The 15,573-nt window shown below is 71.2% G+C and carries 13 protein-coding genes and 1 tRNA gene; 11 read left to right on the forward strand and 3 right to left on the reverse strand.

All coding sequences use genetic code 11. The features are described 5' to 3' along the window. From IEZ11_RS21960 to IEZ11_RS21980, 5 genes are all read left to right on the forward strand, one after another. Positions 1-627 carry a GNAT family N-acetyltransferase gene (locus IEZ11_RS21960; protein ID WP_189264521.1) on the forward strand — a complete coding sequence of 209 codons (627 nt, stop codon included), beginning with the start codon at positions 1-3 and terminating at the stop codon, positions 625-627. Between the two features lie 172 nt (positions 628-799). Then, positions 800-2,167 (forward strand): divisome protein SepX/GlpR, encoded by a 1,368-nt coding sequence (gene sepX, locus IEZ11_RS21965; RefSeq protein WP_189264522.1) that lies wholly within the window; start codon positions 800-802, stop codon positions 2,165-2,167. Positions 2,168-2,248: 81 nt separating this feature from the next. Then, positions 2,249-2,322: transfer RNA gene (locus tag IEZ11_RS21970), tRNA-Ala, on the forward strand. Between the two features lie 588 nt (positions 2,323-2,910). Further along, positions 2,911-3,999 (forward strand): hypothetical protein, encoded by a 1,089-nt coding sequence (locus IEZ11_RS21975; RefSeq protein ID WP_189264523.1) that lies wholly within the window; start codon positions 2,911-2,913, stop codon positions 3,997-3,999. A 36-nt stretch (positions 4,000-4,035) separates the two neighbouring features. Then, positions 4,036-5,160, forward strand: coding sequence for a hypothetical protein (locus IEZ11_RS21980; RefSeq protein ID WP_189264524.1), 1,125 nt, complete (start codon positions 4,036-4,038; stop codon positions 5,158-5,160). Between the two features lie 45 nt (positions 5,161-5,205). Here the strand turns inward: IEZ11_RS21980 and IEZ11_RS21985 are convergent, their stop codons facing one another. Further along, complete coding sequence (locus tag IEZ11_RS21985; protein ID WP_189264525.1) at positions 5,206-5,706, reverse strand: GNAT family N-acetyltransferase; 501 nt, start codon at positions 5,704-5,706, stop codon at positions 5,206-5,208. 75 nt (positions 5,707-5,781) lie between these two features. Here IEZ11_RS21985 and IEZ11_RS21990 point away from each other — a divergent pair, with 75 nt between their 5' ends. Continuing rightward, the gene (locus IEZ11_RS21990) at positions 5,782-6,585 is read left to right on the forward strand and encodes an exodeoxyribonuclease III (protein ID WP_189264526.1); all 804 of its coding nucleotides are present in this window, start codon (positions 5,782-5,784) and stop codon (positions 6,583-6,585) included. A 3-nt stretch (positions 6,586-6,588) separates the two neighbouring features. On the opposite strand, the gene IEZ11_RS21995 is transcribed toward IEZ11_RS21990, so the two are convergent. Beyond that, positions 6,589-7,209, reverse strand: a complete 621-nt coding sequence (locus IEZ11_RS21995; protein WP_189264606.1) for a MerR family transcriptional regulator — start codon at positions 7,207-7,209, stop codon at positions 6,589-6,591. A gap of 215 nt (positions 7,210-7,424) precedes the next feature. Here IEZ11_RS21995 and IEZ11_RS22000 point away from each other — a divergent pair, with 215 nt between their 5' ends. The 4 genes from IEZ11_RS22000 (at position 7,425) to IEZ11_RS22015 (ending at position 11,173) form a co-directional block, all read left to right on the forward strand. Continuing rightward, entirely contained in the window at positions 7,425-8,963 is a 1,539-nt protein-coding gene (locus IEZ11_RS22000; protein ID WP_229713279.1) for a flavin-containing monooxygenase, read from the forward strand. After that, complete coding sequence (locus IEZ11_RS22005; protein ID WP_189264527.1) at positions 8,960-9,916, forward strand: alpha/beta fold hydrolase; 957 nt, start codon at positions 8,960-8,962, stop codon at positions 9,914-9,916. The genes IEZ11_RS22000 and IEZ11_RS22005 overlap by 4 nt, the downstream gene beginning before the upstream one ends. After that, entirely contained in the window at positions 9,913-10,797 is an 885-nt protein-coding gene (locus tag IEZ11_RS22010; protein ID WP_189264528.1) for an SDR family oxidoreductase, read from the forward strand. The genes IEZ11_RS22005 and IEZ11_RS22010 overlap by 4 nt, the downstream gene beginning before the upstream one ends. A gap of 88 nt (positions 10,798-10,885) precedes the next feature. Then, positions 10,886-11,173 (forward strand): hypothetical protein, encoded by a 288-nt coding sequence (locus IEZ11_RS22015; RefSeq protein ID WP_189264529.1) that lies wholly within the window; start codon positions 10,886-10,888, stop codon positions 11,171-11,173. A gap of 148 nt (positions 11,174-11,321) precedes the next feature. Here IEZ11_RS22015 and IEZ11_RS22020 read toward each other — a convergent pair whose 3' ends face one another. Continuing rightward, a complete protein-coding gene (locus IEZ11_RS22020; RefSeq protein ID WP_189264530.1) occupies positions 11,322-14,705 on the reverse strand; it encodes a S41 family peptidase in 3,384 nt (1,127 codons plus the stop codon). Positions 14,706-14,872: 167 nt separating this feature from the next. Between IEZ11_RS22020 and IEZ11_RS22025 the strand changes: the two genes are divergently transcribed. Then, positions 14,873-15,475, forward strand: coding sequence for a TetR/AcrR family transcriptional regulator (locus IEZ11_RS22025; protein WP_189264531.1), 603 nt, complete (start codon positions 14,873-14,875; stop codon positions 15,473-15,475). The last annotated feature ends 98 nt before the right edge of the window (positions 15,476-15,573 follow it).

Below are 15,573 nucleotides of genomic sequence, written 5' to 3' on the forward strand. Positions count from 1 at the left end.
GTGCTGGTGGACGGCGATGTCGTCCTGCGGCCCATAAAGGTGCGCGACCAGCGGGACTGGCGCGAGGTCAACCGGCGCAACCGCGACTGGCTGCGGCCATGGGAGGCGACCATCCCGCCGCCCACGCCCAGCGGGCCGATCACGCACCGGCCGACCTACCGGCAGATGGTCCGGCATCTGCGCTCGGAGGCGAACGCGGGCCGCATGCTGCCGTTCGTCATCGAGTACCAGGGGCGCCTGGTCGGCCAGTTGACGGTCGCCGGGATCACCTGGGGGTCGATGTGCTCGGGGCACGTCGGCTACTGGGTGGACCAGGGAGTGGCCGGCCGCGGGGTGATGCCGACGGCCGTCGCGCTCGTGGTGGACCACTGTTTCCGCACCGTCGGTCTGCACCGCATCGAGGTCTGCATTCGCCCGGAGAACCGGCCCAGCCGCCGGGTCGTGGAGAAACTCGGATTCCGTGAGGAGGGGCTGCGGCCGCGTTATCTCCACATCGACGGCGCCTGGCGCGACCACCTCGTCTTCGCCCTCACCGCGGAGGAGGTGCCCGAGGGGTTGCTCGCCCGCTGGCAGCGGGCACGCTCCCAGAGCGCGTCCCCAGGGAATCCCGGCTGGCCGAAAAATTGAATGCATGTTCGAAGCTGATCGATTGTTGACCGTCTCAGGGCATTGAATTCGCGGCTCCGGCGGCCTGCTGATCGCATCGGTCACAAAAAAAGCTCGAAATATCAGCCGGATCGTGCGACACACCGGCGCAATTGGCAGATGGCCCCATGCAAACCCCTCTACCGTGTGAGGCGTGAGCAGCAGCGGCCTCATCTACGCAGTCATCGTCGGGGCCTGGGCCGCCTACTTGGTGCCGATGTGGCTCCGTAGGCAGGACGAGCTGAACGAGGCTCGTCCGACGGAACGCTTCAGCACCGCCATCCGGCTGCTGTCCGGACGGGCGGGGATGGAGCGCCGGTACGCCAAGGACCTGCGGGCGCGCTCCGCCTCGGAGGGGGAGCAGGACGCCGGAGATCCGGACGCCGTCACCGACTCGGTGGACGTCCGGGCCTTCGCCATGGCTCCGACCCGCCGTCAGGTCCGGGCGGACGTGGAGCCGGAGGCGACCGGGCGCCAGGAACCGGCGCGCGACCACGCCGTCGCGCCGGCGGCCAAGTCCCCGTCCGCGCCGCCCCGTCAGACGGGCGCCACGCCCGCCCCGGCACCGGCGTCCGCCTCGGTATCGGCCCCGGCCCCGGTATCCACCTCTACGTCGGCCCCCAAGTCGGCTTCCGCGTCGGCCCCCAAGTCGGCTTCCGCGCCCGCTTCCAAGTCGGCTTCCGCGCCCGCGCGCAAGCAGGTTCCGGCCGCACGGCGCGCGCCCTCCGCGCAGGCGGCCGCGGAACGCGCCCGGCGCTCGAAGGCGCTCGCCCGCCGTCGGCGCACCACCGTCCTGCTCTTCGTCGCGTTCACCCTGGGCGCGATCGTCGCCGCGGTCGGGGGACTCGCGTTCCTGTGGGCACCCGGCGTGCCCGCCCTCATGCTCAGCGCCTACATCGCCTACCTGCGCGCACAGGAACGGCGGCGCTTCGCCTATCAGATGGACCGGCGTCAGGCCGAGGTCGCCGCACAGCGGTTGCGGGAGCGCCAGCCGCGCCGCCGCCCGGTCCTCGACCCCGGGGCCGGCGCGGACGAACCGGAGGAAGGACCAGAGACCGGGACCGACACCGGCCTGTCCGCGCTCGCCGCCGACCGGCGCGCCCTCGTCGAGCAGACCGACCACGCCGAGTGGGTCGACCAGCAGCGCGAGCGGCAGCGGCGCCCCGGGCACGGGGACAGCTGGGACCCGGTCCCGGTGCCCCTGCCGACGTACGTGACCGCGCCGGTCGCGCCGCGTGCCACCTCCGACGTGGACCTCGGGGCGCCGGACGCGTGGAGCTCGGCGCGCTCCAGCACCGTCACGCCGGAGCAGGAGACCAGGCCGGCGGCGCCGGAGGCCGAGGCGGAGGAGCCGGTGTCCGACGCCGACGCCGATGCCGACGCGGACGCCGACGAGAAGGCGGCGGACGGCCGGACCGACGCCCGCCGCGCGGCCTCCGCCCGCCGGGCACGCGAGCGCGGCCGCACCCCCCTCTTCGACCAGTACGAGGACGGCGACCGTCCGCTCGCGGCCAACGAATGACCAGAGGACGAGGACGCTGACCAGTCAGGGAACGGATTTCCAAGCACCCCGACGGGGATGCTAGAGTTTCACTCGTTGCAAGGGCCTGTGGCGCAGTCCGGTAGCGCACCTCGTTCGCATCGAGGGGGCCAGGGGTTCAAATCCCCTCAGGTCCACTGCACGACCGTTCTTGAGTTCACTCGGGAACAGTCGACGAGATCCCGCCGATCTTCTGATCGGTCGGGATCTTTGTCGTTTCCGGGGTCTGTTCGGGGCTGTTCGGCGTGGTGGATGGCGGCGGTCCCTGGCGGTCTTGAGGTCGCCGGCGGCGTTCGCGGGCAGGGTGATGTCGGATTTGCCGCAGACGGCGGAAAGTTCGTCGTCGGGTGGCCGGGTGCGCCGTTCGTCCCGGGGCAGCCGGGTGGTGGGCCTGACGAGAGCGTCGACGCCGTGCGCCTGGGCGAGTGGTCAACGACGTTCGGGCCGTGGACGCCTGACGGCTCGCCCTGGATGTTGTTCCAGAACCGGTGGCGGGCTACGGCGTCCCGAGTTCCGGGTCCCGGTGCCGCCCTCGCGCGCCCGGAAGACTCGGCGTCCCCCGCGCCGGGGGATGCCGACGGGCCACCGGCCCGATACAGCCAGGTCATGGCATGCGACATGGCGCGGCAGGTTCTGCGCGATCGCGCGCCATTTCCGGCAGGACCGCGCCGTCGCGATGTTTCTAACCTGGCGCCACGTAACCGGGCGGTGGAAGGGGCTGTCGCGTGGCCGTGGAGCGCGAGAACATCGAGACACTCATGCGATGGCTCGCCGACGGCAGCCCCGCGCGATCCGCCCACGCCGGGGCCGACGCCCTCGTGGAGAAGCTGGCGGCCGTGGTCTTCGGCGGCGAGTGGGCGTGGCCCGACCGTGCCGACCAGGCCGACGTCTATCGGGACCGCATGCGCGACTGGTTCACCGGCGACTCCGGTCACGAAGACCAGTTCACCGAGCTCACCGCGCCGGACGCGGACCCCGGCATGTTCATCGACTGGTTCCTGCCCGTGGTCGTGGAGCGGGAGGGCCGGGAGGTACGGGACGCGGCGGGGCAGCCGGAGGACGGCGAGCGGGAGACCGGGTGGGCCAACCCGAACTTCGACGGGACCCCGGGCACCGAGTTCTACCGAGCGGACGAGGCCACGGGCGAGTACCTGTACGCGTCGCGGGAGGCCGGCCCCGACTGGGCGGCCTACGACGAGCGCCGCTACCTTGAGCCGGCCAGGGACGACAGCTACGGACTCGACTGCCGCTACGACCGCAGGGACGGGGTCTACGAGTGGTACGACGAAGCCTCGGGCACCTGGGAGGACCAGGCCTGGGCCGACGAGTACACCGCTCGCGGTGACGACGGCACCGGCAACGCCGCGGACCGCTCGGAGGCGGTCTGGGACGACAACTGGCGGATGTTCTACCGGCTCGACCTCGACGGGGTCTATCAGTACGCCGACGCCCGGTCCCCCGGGGACCAGCCGAGTGGGTGCGGCGACGTGTGGCTGACCGCCGAGCAGGCACAGCAGCGGGTCATCCCGGTCCATCTGATACCCGGCTGGCACGGCCTCCAGGGTGAGTCCTGGGCGCGGGACTGGTACGCCCTGCCCGACGGGGCAGGCGGCTACAGGTATCTCCACTCGCCTGGCCGTACGCCGGACGCCGGTGAGGACGGGTGGAGCCAGGTTCCCCCGGCGCCGCCCCTGGAGCTGACCTCCGAACAGGAGGAAGTGATCGCTTCCATGGGGTTCACCCTCGATGAGGCGGCCGAAGCGATCGAAGCCTTCACCCAGGCCCTCAGCGCGTGGGGCGTGCCCGAGGCATGACCGACCGCGGATCCGTCAAGCGGACCCGACGAACCGATGAAAGGCCTGATCACCATGTCGTTTGCAAGCTGGCCGCCAAAGCAGGCGGACGACCGGAAAGCGAAGGGGAAACCGAAGGAGAAGCCGAAGGGGAGTGAACTGATCGAGGAGGTGCAAAAGGCCACGGCGGCGCTTCTGGGAGGCGAGCTGAGCATTGAGAACGTCAGAGAAGGGAAAGACGCCTGTGACAACATCCGCAGGAAAATAAGAGAAGCCGGAGTCCCGGCGGCGATGCTGTCCCGGGCGGAGGCCGCACTGAATACTCTCGATGCCGTGGTCGCTGAAACACGGGAGAACGTTGCCGCGGCCGCGGCTGCGCTCAAGGTCGAGATCGCGAAAGAAGTGCCCGCTCGCCTGGCGCGGATCGCCGCCGTGAAAAGAGAGCTCAATGCTGTGAGCGGCAGGCTGTTCGAGGAGAGCGAGAAGGAAAACAAGAGGGGAGGCGGAAAGGAAGGCCAGAGCTTTTATCGTGAGAACGAAGACGGGAAAGCCATCACCAGCGCGTTTGTGGATTTGGGGCATCTGGAAAGGGATGCCGGAGACCTGATCGGTCGCGAGTTCGAAGGGCGCCTGGGGCGCGTCGCCGAACTGCTGGCCAAGCACCGGGTGGTCGTGCCCGAAGACCCTGAGGCCAAGATCAGGCCGAGCGAAGAAGCCCAGCCCTTGCCGAAGTCGGATCGATATGCATTCTTGCACCCGAAAAAGCAGCATGAATACGATGTGACCTACGGTCGCGTCACGGGCGCACTGCAGGAGGCCTGGAGCAGCGGTGGCGGCAGGCTGGGCGCAAGGCCGCAGGCGGACTTGGAGGTTACCGTGTCCGGCCTCATGCGGAATGTCGGGTCAGAACGATTCGGTAACCTCGGGACGAACACCACCACAAACCTTCCGGTCATCCTCAGGAGGAGACTGGCGGAGGCGGAGCGTCGCGGATACGACCTCCACTACGACCATGACTCCGGCGAGGGCAGGGAGGGCAGTGTCGCGTACGCGGTTTTCGAATTGGCTTTCATTGATCTGAGCCTGCAGCAGAGCAATGGCGCGTATCTGGCGGATCGCAATCCGAACACCAATGTCCTGGGGGGCTCTGAACAGCCGTCGAGAGGCCCTGGGCAGGGCTGAATGTCGCGCCGGTCCACCAGATGCCGCCCGCCGGGCCCTGCCGGCTCACAGGTCCGCCGGCGTGTCCGGTCGCAGGGTCTTGGCGAAGCAGCGGCTCGACTCGTAGTGCCGGTAGTAGCCGAACTTGATGCACGGCTCGTAGCCGCTGGAGGTGTACAGGGCGATCGCCTCGGGCTGCTTGGTGCCGGTCTCCAGGACCATGCGGAGGCGGCCGGCCGTGCGGGCGTCGTCCTCCAGGGCCGTGAGCATGCGGCGGGCCAGGCCCCGGCCGCGCATCCCCTCGATGACGAACATGCGCTTGAGTTCGGCGTCGCCGTCCTCGTTGCCCTCGCCGTTCTCGTCCTGGCTGCGCCAGCCGCCGGTGGCCACCGGGCGGTCGGACTCGTCGTACGCGATCAGGTAGACGCCGTTCGGCGGCTCGAAGTCGGCCGTGTCGAGGACGGTGGCGTCGCCGCCGTCGCCGTAGCGCAGCTGGTACTCGGCCTGGACCTCGTCGTTCAGCTTGACGGCATCGGAGTGGTCGAAGGCAACAGGACGTATATTCATGTGATGCATCGTATATTCATGTAGGGAATGCGGTGGACATCCGGACTCCGTCCAGTGCGCCGGTATCGTTCCCGCGTGCTGACTGTGACCACGGTGAATGTGAACGGACTGCGGGCCGCCGCGAAGAAGGGCTTTGTGGAGTGGCTCGCGGAGACCTCCGCGGACGTGCTCTGCCTCCAGGAAGTGCGCGCGGAGCCGCAGCAGCTCCCGGAAGAGGTGCGTGCGCCCGGCGGGTGGCACGTGGTGCACGCGCCCGCGGCCGCCAAGGGGCGCGCGGGCGTCTCCCTGTACACCCGGCGTGAGCCGGACCGTGTGCGCATCGGCTTCGGCTCGGCCGAGTTCGACGCGAGCGGGCGCTACGTCGAGGCCGACCTGCCCGGTGTGACCGTCGCCTCCCTCTATCTCCCCTCCGGGGAGGTGGGCACCGAGCGGCAGGACGAGAAGTACCGGTTCATGGCCGAGTTCCTGGTCCATCTGAAGGAGCTGCGCGAGCGGGCCGCCGCCGACGGGCGCGAGGTCGTCGTCTGCGGCGACTGGAACATCGCCCACCGGCAGGCCGACCTGAAGAACTGGCGCGGCAACACCAGGAACTCCGGCTTCCTCCCGGAGGAGCGGGAGTGGCTCGGCAAGGTCCTGGACCCGGCCGACGGCGGCTATGTCGACGTCGTGCGGGCGCTGCACCCGGACGTCGAGGGGCCGTACTCCTGGTGGTCGTACCGGGGGCGGGCCTTCGACAACGATTCAGGGTGGCGCATCGACCACCAGCTGGCCACGGCCGGGCTCGCGGCCAGGGCGGTGAAGGGTTTCGTGGAGCGCGCGGCCACGCACGCGGAGCGCTGGTCGGACCACGCGCCGGTCACCGTCGTGTACGACCTCTGACCGTCACGGCCGCTTGCGCAGCCGGCGGTCCAGGGCCAGGGAGATCTCTGCCTCCACCACGCTGCGGGCCAGCGGGCGCAGGCGTTCCAGGTCCTCCTCGGGGCCGTGGCGCAGGACGAGTTCGGCGAAGAGGTCGGCGAGGGCGTCGGCGTGTTCGTGGACGCTGCGGCCGGCCGCCAGGACCTCCGCGAGCGGGAAGCCCTCGCGGACCAGGGCCGAGGAGGCGTCCAGCAGGCGGCGGCTGATGTGGACGATGTCGTCGCCGTCGGTGCCGAGGTAGCCGAGGTCCATGGCGGCGGCGAGGTTCTCCGGGGTCACCTCGCCCTCGAAGCGGGCGGCGAGCTCCTCGGGGGTCAGGCGGACCGGCTCCTCCTCGGTGGGGGTGTCGACGCCGATCAGGTCGGCGACGTTGCGGCCCTGGTCGAGGGCTTCCGCGAGCTCCGCGATGCCGTTCAGGGTGTGGCCGCGTTCCAGGAGCGCCGAGATCGTGCGCAGCCGGGCCAGGTGGTGGTCGTCGTACCAGGCGATACGGCCCTCGCGGCGGGGCGGCGGGATCAGCTTGCGTTCGCGGTAGAAGCGCAGGGTGCGCACGGTGATGCCGGCCAGCCCGGCCAGCTCCTCCATGCGGTACTCGCGCGGGCCGGTGCCCGGTGCGAGGGGCCGGGTGTGGGCCGTGGAGGTCGCTCGTCCGCCGTCGTCCGTCACGTGCGCAGCCTATGTTGTACCGCCGGTAACTTTCGCCCGTCCGACCCCTACCCATCGGTACGGAGCTGCTCTACAGTCCAACCGTGCCAGTGTTCACTGGCGCAATCGGGTTCGATGTGTGTGGAGGCTCCGGGATGGCCCAGCACGAGCAGGTACGGGTGGCGGTGATCGGGTCCGGGTTCGGCGGGCTCGGCGCGGCCGTGCGGTTGCGCAGGGAGGGGATCACCGACTTCGTCGTCCTGGAGCGGGCCGGCGGTGTCGGTGGTACCTGGCGGGACAACAGCTATCCGGGGTGCGCCTGCGACGTGCCCTCCCACCTGTACTCCTTCTCCTTCGCGCCGAACCCCGACTGGCCGCGCACCTTCTCCGGCCAGGAGCACATCCGCGCCTATCTGGAGCACGTCGCCGACGTGTTCGGGCTCCGGCCCCACCTCCGCTTCGACGCCGAGGTCAAGCGGATGACCTGGGACGCGGAGGCGCTGCGCTGGGACATCGAGACCGCCGCCGGCTCCTTCTCCGCCGACGTCGTGGTCTCCGCCACCGGGCCGCTGTCCGACCCGAAGATCCCCGATGTCCCGGGGCTGGACTCCTTCCCCGGCAAGGTCTTCCACTCGGCCCGCTGGGACCACGACTACGACCTGCGCGGCAAGCGGGTCGCCATGGTCGGCACCGGCGCCTCCGCGATCCAGATCGTGCCCGCCGTGCAGCCCGAGGTCGCCCGTCTCACCCTCTTCCAGCGCACCCCGCCGTGGGTGATGCCCCGGGTGGACCGGGGCATCAGCGCCGCCGAGCGCCGGCTGCACCGCGCGCTGCCCTTCACCACCCAGGCGCGGCGCGGGCTCCTGTGGGGCATCCGGGAGCTCCAGGTCCAGGCGTTCACCAAGCGGCCCGACGAACTCGGCCTGGTGGAGAGCCTCGCCAAGCGGAACATGGCTCGCGCGATCAAGGACCCGGCGCTGCGCGCCAGGCTCACCCCGGACTACCGCATCGGCTGCAAGCGGATCCTGCTCTCCAGCGCCTACTACCCGGCGCTCGCACAGCCCAACGTGGACGTGGTGGCGAGCGGTCTGAGCGAGGTCCGCGGGTCGACGGTGGTGGCCGCCGACGGCACGTCCGCCGAGGTCGACGCGATCATCTTCGGCACCGGCTTCCACGTCACCGACATGCCCATCGCCGAGCGCGTCGTCGGGGCCGACGGGCGGACCCTCGCGGAATCCTGGAAGGGCGGCATGGAGGCGCTGCGCGGTGCCTCGGCCGCCGGGTTCCCCAACTGGATGACGATCATCGGGCCCAACACCGGGCTCGGGAACTCCTCCATGATCCTCATGATCGAGTCACAGCTGAACTACCTGGCCGACTACCTGCGCCAGCTCCGCGTCCTCGGCGGGCGCGCGGCCCTGGACGCCCGCCCGGGTGCCGTGGCCGCCTGGAACCACCGGGTCCAGGAGCGCATGAAGCGCACCGTGTGGAACACCGGCGGCTGCACCAGCTGGTACCTCGACGCGAACGGCCGCAACACCACCATCTGGCCCGGTACGACCACGGAGTTCCGGCGGGCGACCCGGCGGGTGGACCTCGCGGAGTACGAGGTGATCCGCCCGCCCGTGCCCGGTGGCGGCGGCACCGGCGGCTCCGGCGGTGAGAAGGCCGTGGACGCGGAGGTGGGCGCGTGAGCCGGCTGACCCACGTGACCAGCGGGCGGTACGCCCCGCCCGCCCCCGCGCGTGAACTCACCGTCGTCTCCGCCGACGGCGCCCGTCTGCACGCCGAGGTGCACGGCCCCGCGGACGCGCCCCCCGTCGTCCTCGCCCACGGCTGGACCTGCTCGACCGCCTTCTGGGCGGCCCAGATCCGGGACCTGGCCGCCGACCACCGGGTCATCGCCTACGACCAGCGCGGGCACGGACGCAGTCCCGCGAGCCCCGAGTGCACCACCCGTGCGCTCGCGGACGATCTCGAAGCGGTGCTCGCGCACACCCTTGAGCCCGGGGAGCGTGCCGTGATCGTCGGTCACTCCATGGGCGGCATGACCGTCATGGCGGCCGCCGCGCGCCCCCGCTTCCGCGCGCACGCCGCCGCCGTTCTGCTGTGCAGCACCGGCAGTTCGCGGCTGGTCGCGGAGGCACGCGTACTGCCGTTGCGCGCCGGCGGCCCGCGCACCTGGCTCACGGCGCGGGTCCTGGCCTCGCGCGCCCCGCTCGGGCCGGTCACGCCGGTCGCGCGGCGCATCCTCAAGTACGCGACCATGGGCCCGGGTTCCGCCCCGTACATGGTGGAGGCGTGCGCACGGATCGTGCACGCCTGCCCGCGAGCCGTCCGGCACGCCTGGGCGCGCGTCCTCGCGCAGCTCGATCTCGACCAGGGCGTACGGGAGTTGGACGTACCCACCGAGATCGTCGCCGGTACGGCCGACCGGCTCACGCCCCCGGTGCACGCCCGCGCCCTGGCCGCCGCGCTGCCGCACCCCCTCGGCCTCACCGAGCTGCCGGGCATGGGCCACATGACTCCGGTCGAGGCGCCGGAGCTGGTCAACGGAAAGATCCGGGAACTGGTCGCCGCGTACGTGACCGGTACCCCTGAAGCAGCCGGAGCCGACGGGCCCGAGCGGATCAAGGAGGGCTCATGAGCAGGGTCGGTCTCGAAGGACAGGTCGCCGTCGTCACCGGGGCGGCGCGCGGGGTCGGCGAGTTGCTCGCCCGCAAGCTCTCCGCGCGCGGTGCGAAGGTCGCGCTGGTCGGGCTGGAGGAGGAGGCTCTCAAGGAGGTCTCCGGGCGGCTGCACACCGACAGCGCGCACTGGTACGCGGACGTCACCGACCACGAGGCGATGAGCCGGGTCGCGCGGGAGGTCAAGGAGCGGTTCGGGAAGGCCGACATCGTGGTGGCCAACGCCGGGGTCGCCAACGGCGGTCCGTTCGCCGAGTCGGACCCGGACGCCTGGCGGCGGGTGATCGAGGTCAACCTGATCGGCTCGGCGGTGACGGCGCGCGCGTTCCTGCCGGTCCTCACGGAGAGCCGCGGCTACCTGCTGCAGGTCGCGTCGCTGGCCGCGATCACCCCGGCGCCGATGATGACGGCGTACTGCGCGTCCAAGGCGGGCGTGGAGGCGTACGCGCACAGCCTGCGCGCCGAGGTCGGCCACCAGGGGGTGCGGGTCGGGGTCGCGTACCTGTCCTGGACGGACACCGACATGGTGCGCGGCGCCGACCGGGACGAGGTGATGCGGGAGTTGCGGCAGCGGCTGCCGTGGCCGGCGAACAAGACGTACCCGCTGGGGCCGGCCGTGGACCGGATCGTGGCCGGCATCGAGCGGCGCTCGGCGCATGTGTACGGGCAGTCGTGGCTGCGCGGGATGCAGGGCGTGCGCGGGTATCTGCCGGCGATCGTCGGAGCGGTCGGGCAGCGGGAGATGAAGCGGTTCGCCCCCCGGTTGCAGGGCATCCGTACCGGACTCGTCGGTGCAGGTGGGGAGGCCGACGAGGAGGCGCGCGCTACGCACGGTCATTGATCGAAATGCGAGCGTAGTCGGCCCGTGTGAGTCTGGTCGAGGCCCCACCGAGGGCCGATCCCCTCACCCTCCACAGGAGTGAACCCACATGGGTATGAAGGACAAGGCCGGCAAGATGCAGGAGCAGGGCAAGCAGAAGATGCGCGAAGGCCAGCAGCAAGCGCAGCAGACGCAGCAGCGGGGCCAGCAGGCGCAGCGCCAGGGTCAGGGCCAGGGCCAGGGCCAGAACCAGGGCCAGGGTCAGGGCCAGCAGGGTCACCAGCGGGGCCAGCAGGCGCCGGAGCGTGGCCGGCCGACGTCTGAGCGCGGTCGCCAGCACCTGGACGACGCCGAGCAGGAGATGCAGGACCGGTTCGACCAGGACTACGACGCGTAGTCGTTGCACTCGGCTCGGCCGAAACGGCGTGGGGCGCCCTCCTTTTGGAGGGTGCCCCACGTCGGGTTCCGGGGTGGTGGCGGTCGGGGGACGGGTGCGGGGCGAGTGTGGGCTGGTCGCGCAGTTCCCCGCGCCCCTGACGGGGCGCTCATGCCGACCTCGGGGGCAGTTTCGGGCGGGAGCGGTTCGGGACTTCGCTGTGGTCCGGGGGGATCGCCGCCGGGTGGTCGGTCAGGAGGTCCAGGGCGAGTTGGATGGCGTCGTCCATCTCGACGTGGCGGCCCTCCGCCCAGTCCAGGGGGGTGCGCAGGACCTCCACGTCGGGGGCGACGCCGTGGTTCTCGACGGACCAGCCGTGGTCCTCGAACCAGGCCGCGTTCATCGGCACCGTGATCACCGTGCCGTCGCCCAGGCGGTGCCGGCCGGTCATGCCGACCACGCCGCCCCAGGTGCGCTGGCCGACGACCGGGCCGAGCCTCAGCAGCCTGATCGCGGCCGTGATCATGTCGCCGTCGGAGGAGGTGGCCTCGTCGGCGAGCGCGACGATCGGGCCGCGCGGGGCGTTGGAGGCGTACGACACCGGCTGGGCGTCCCGCGTCAGGTCCCAGCCGAGGATGGTCCGGGTGAGCTTCTCCACGACGAGTTCGCTGATGTGGCCGCCGGCGTTGCCGCGTACGTCCACGATGAGCGCCGGCCGCGAGACCTCCATGCGCAGGTCGCGGTTGAACTGGGCCCAGCCCGAGCCGCCCATGTCCGGGATGTGCAGGTAGCCGCACTTGCCGCCGCTCATCTCCCGTACCACCTCACGGCGTTTGGCCACCCAGTCCTGGTAGCGCAGCGGCCGCTCGTCGATCAGCGGGAGGACGGCGAACCGGCGCGGCGGCCCCGACTCGCCCTCGCCCGGGGCGAACGTCAGCTCCACCGTGGTGGCCCCGGCTCCCGCGAGCAGCGGGAACGGCCCGGTCACCGGGTCGACCGGCCTGCCGTCCACGTGGGTGAGGACGGCGCCCTCCCGGATACCGGTGCCCGCCAGCGGGGAACGCGCCCTGGAGTCGGAGGAGTCGCCGGGCAGGATCCGCCCCACCGCCCAGCCGCCGTCCCGGCGTACGAAGTTGGCGCCGAGCAGGCCCTGGAAGCGCTGGTAGTGCGGTGGGCCCTCGTTGCGGCGGGCCGGGGTGACGTAGGCGTGCGAGGTGCCGAGTTCGCCGAGCACCTCGCGCAGCAGGTCGGCGAAGTCGTCGGGGGAGGCGACCCGTTCGACCAGCGGACGGTACTGGTCGAGGACGCCGTCCCAGTCGATGCCGCACATCCCGGGATCCCAGAAGTAGTCCCGGATGAGGCGGCCGGCCTCGCCGTACGACTGCCGCCACTCGGCGGGCGGGTCGACCTCGTGCAGGATGCGGCGCAGGTCGATCCAGACGGTCGTGTCGCCGTCGCCGGACTCGGTCGAGGGAACGGCCCGCAGCTCGCCCTCGTCGACCACGACCAGCCGGCTGCCGTCGCCGCTGACCGTGAACCAGTCGAGGTGGTCCACGAGTTCGGCCTTCTTCGCCTTGCTGATGTTGAAGTACTCCAGGGTCGGCCGTCCGCTGGTGTCGGCCGGGTTGACGAAGGTCTCGCCCAGCGCGCCCGAGATCGGCCAGCGCAGCCAGACCAGACCGCCGCCCGCGACCGGGTACATCGCCGAGTACTTGGAGGCGGTGACCGGGAACGGGGTCACCCGGCTCTCCAGTCCCTCCACCTCGACCGTCACCGCGCCGCCCTCGCCGGGCTCCTCGTCCTCGACGGGGTCCAGGCCGCCCGCGGCCGGGCGTCCGTCCGGGTTGAGGGCGAAGGGGGAGGGGGTCGCCGAGGAGAGCGGTACCAGGTAGGGGCGGCAGCCGAGCGGGAACGACAGGTCGCCGGTGTGGACGTCGTACACCGGGTCGAAACCGCGCCAGGAGAGGAACGCGAGGTAGCGGCCGTCGCGGGTGAAGACCGGGTTCTCGTCCTCGAAGCGGCCGTTGGTGACGTCGATGACGAGCCGGTCGCTGATGCGGGCCATCTTGATCTGCCGCAGCGAACGCCCGATGCCTGGATGCGACCAGGTCAACCATGATCCGTCCGGGGAGAAGGCCAGATCCCGGACCGGCCCGTTGATCGACTGGATCAACTCGGTGACCACGTCGCCGGAACCCGGGCCGTCAACAGAGTCAACGCTGTCGACCTCGTCAACCTCGTCAACCTCGTCAATGCCGTCAATGTTGTCAATGTCGTCAACCTTGTCAATGCCGTCGAGGGAATCAACAGGATCAACGGAGGAACCCTCGACGGCGTCGATCTCCTCGGTCGCGTCGATGAGGAGCAGCCGCCCGTCGTGCGCCGCCACGGCCAGCCGTTCGCCCAGTGGGTCCGCGACCAGTTCGAGTACCCGGCCCAGCTTGCCGCAGGCCAGCCGGCGCGGCGGGCGGGCGCCGCTGGCCCGGGGCAGGTGGGCGATCTCGACCGCGTCCTCGCCCCCGGCGTCGGTGACGTACGCGATCTGCCCGGTCGAGCCCAGCATCTCCGGGAGCCGGACCCGTACCCCCGGTGTGTCGGCGATGGCGCGGGCCGGGCCGTCGCGGTGGGTGAGCCAGTACAGGCTGCCGCGCACCACGACGGCGCCGGCCCGGCCCGTCTCGTCGACCGAGACGCCGTCGACGTGCTGGGCGGCCGGTACCTGGTAGGGGCGGCGCCCCGCCCGCGGGCCGGACAGGCGTACGTCGAGCCTGCGCGGGGTCGCGCCGGGACCGAGGTCGTCGACGAGCCACAGGTCGCCCGCGCACTGGTAGACGACCCTGGTGCCGTCGGCGGCGGCGTGCCGGGCGTAGAAGGCGTCGTGGTCGGTGTGCCGGCGCAGGTCGGAGCCGTCGTAGGCGCAGGAGTAGAGGTTGCCGACGCCCTCGTGGTCGGAGAGGAAGGCGATCCGGCCGCCGACGAACATGGGGGAGCACAGATGGCCGCCGATGCCTTCCAGCAGCCGCTGCCCGTGCAGCCACAGCCGGCCCATGGCGCCGCCCCGGTAGCGCTTCCAGCCGGCCGGTTCGTGCGGTGGGGTGCCGGTGAGCAGCAGGGTCTTCCGTTCGTCCGCGATGTCGGCGACCTGGATGTCGGCGACCGGCCCCCAGGGCAGCTTGCGGCCCGGGTCGCCGTCGGGGGAGACCTTGTAGGCCCAGCTGAAGTAGGAGAAGGGCTGCCCGTGCGAGGCGACCGCCAGGATGTCCCCCTCGGGAGTCCAGCCGCACACCCGGGTGTCGGCGCTGCCCCAGTACGTCAGCTGCCGGCCGGGGCCGCCGTCGACGTCGGCCAGGTGGATCTCGGGCACCAGGCTGCGCCAGCTCGTGTAGGCGATCCGGCGGCCGTCCGGCGAGAAGCGCGGGTGGCCGACCTTGGTGCGGTCGACGGTGAGCCGCCAGGCGCGGCCCGGGGAGCCGAGCGAGGTCAGCCAGAGGTCGTCCTCGGCCACGAAGCACAGCATGTCGCCGCTGAGGTGGGGCAGGCGCAGATAGCTCACCTCCCCATGCTTTTCCGGGGGCGGGGGGCCAGCAACTCGTGGGAGGACATGGATCGCGCGAGCACGTGAGAGAGCACACGTACGAAACGGTTTCGTTTCTGTAGATCGCGGGGTATCTTCGAGACGTACACACGAAGATGCCGATGGAGCAGTGAAGGGTGAGTGGCATGACTGAGGTCGCAACGGCGCGTCGCAGTCGGATCACGCCCGAGCGTGAGGCCGAGCTCTACGAGGCCGTGCTCGACCTGCTCCGCGAGGTCGGCTACGACGCCCTCACCATGGACGCCGTCGCCGCCCGCACCAAGTCCAGCAAGGCCACCCTCTACCGCCAGTGGGGCGGGAAGGCCGAGCTGGTGGCCAAGGCGGTGCGGTACCAGAAGCCGGGTGCCGCGATCGACGAGACCGACACCGGCTCGCTCCGCGGTGACCTGCACGCCCTCACCATGCGCTCGGACGACTGCGAGATGGAGCAGAGTTCCGCGCTGATGCGGGGCCTCGCCATGGCGATCCACGGCAACCCGGACCTCCTGCGGGCGTTCAAGGAGCACCTGATCGAGCCCGAGATGGCAGGGTTCCGCCAGGTACTGCAACGGGCGATCGACCGGGGCGAGGTCCGTGCCGACAACCCGGCGATCGACTTCGTGATGCACATGATGATCGGTGGATTCGCCGCCCGCTCGTTGATCGACGAGCAGCCGCCCACCCAGACCTTCCTGCTGTCGTACATCGACGCCGTGGTGCTCCCCGCCCTCTGCGCACCGGCCTCCTGACACCTCCCCGCAGCCTGCCCACCTGACGTCTCCGCTCACGTCGTCGGGCCGATCACGCCTGCTCCCCACCGGGCCGATCACCCCTGCCCCGAAAACCC

Origin of the sequence: Streptomyces fuscichromogenes, assembly GCF_014645815.1 — a bacterium.
In the GTDB taxonomy this organism is placed as follows: domain Bacteria; phylum Actinomycetota; class Actinomycetes; order Streptomycetales; family Streptomycetaceae; genus Streptomyces; species Streptomyces fuscichromogenes.

Excerpts from the sequence above, each read along its gene's own strand:
- IEZ11_RS21980 (WP_189264524.1), top strand. The coding sequence starts at position 4,036 with ATGAAAGGCCTGATCACCATGTCGTTTGCAAGCTGGCCGCCAAAGCAG.
- IEZ11_RS21985 (WP_189264525.1), bottom strand. The coding sequence starts at position 5,706 with ATGAATATACGTCCTGTTGCCTTCGACCACTCCGATGCCGTCAAGCTG.
- IEZ11_RS21995 (WP_189264606.1), bottom strand. The coding sequence starts at position 7,209 with ATGGAGGAGCTGGCCGGGCTGGCCGGCATCACCGTGCGCACCCTGCGC.
- IEZ11_RS22000 (WP_229713279.1), top strand. The coding sequence starts at position 7,425 with ATGGCCCAGCACGAGCAGGTACGGGTGGCGGTGATCGGGTCCGGGTTC.
- IEZ11_RS22010 (WP_189264528.1), top strand. The coding sequence starts at position 9,913 with ATGAGCAGGGTCGGTCTCGAAGGACAGGTCGCCGTCGTCACCGGGGCG.
- IEZ11_RS22015 (WP_189264529.1), top strand. The coding sequence starts at position 10,886 with ATGGGTATGAAGGACAAGGCCGGCAAGATGCAGGAGCAGGGCAAGCAG.
- IEZ11_RS22025 (WP_189264531.1), top strand. The coding sequence starts at position 14,873 with ATGACTGAGGTCGCAACGGCGCGTCGCAGTCGGATCACGCCCGAGCGT.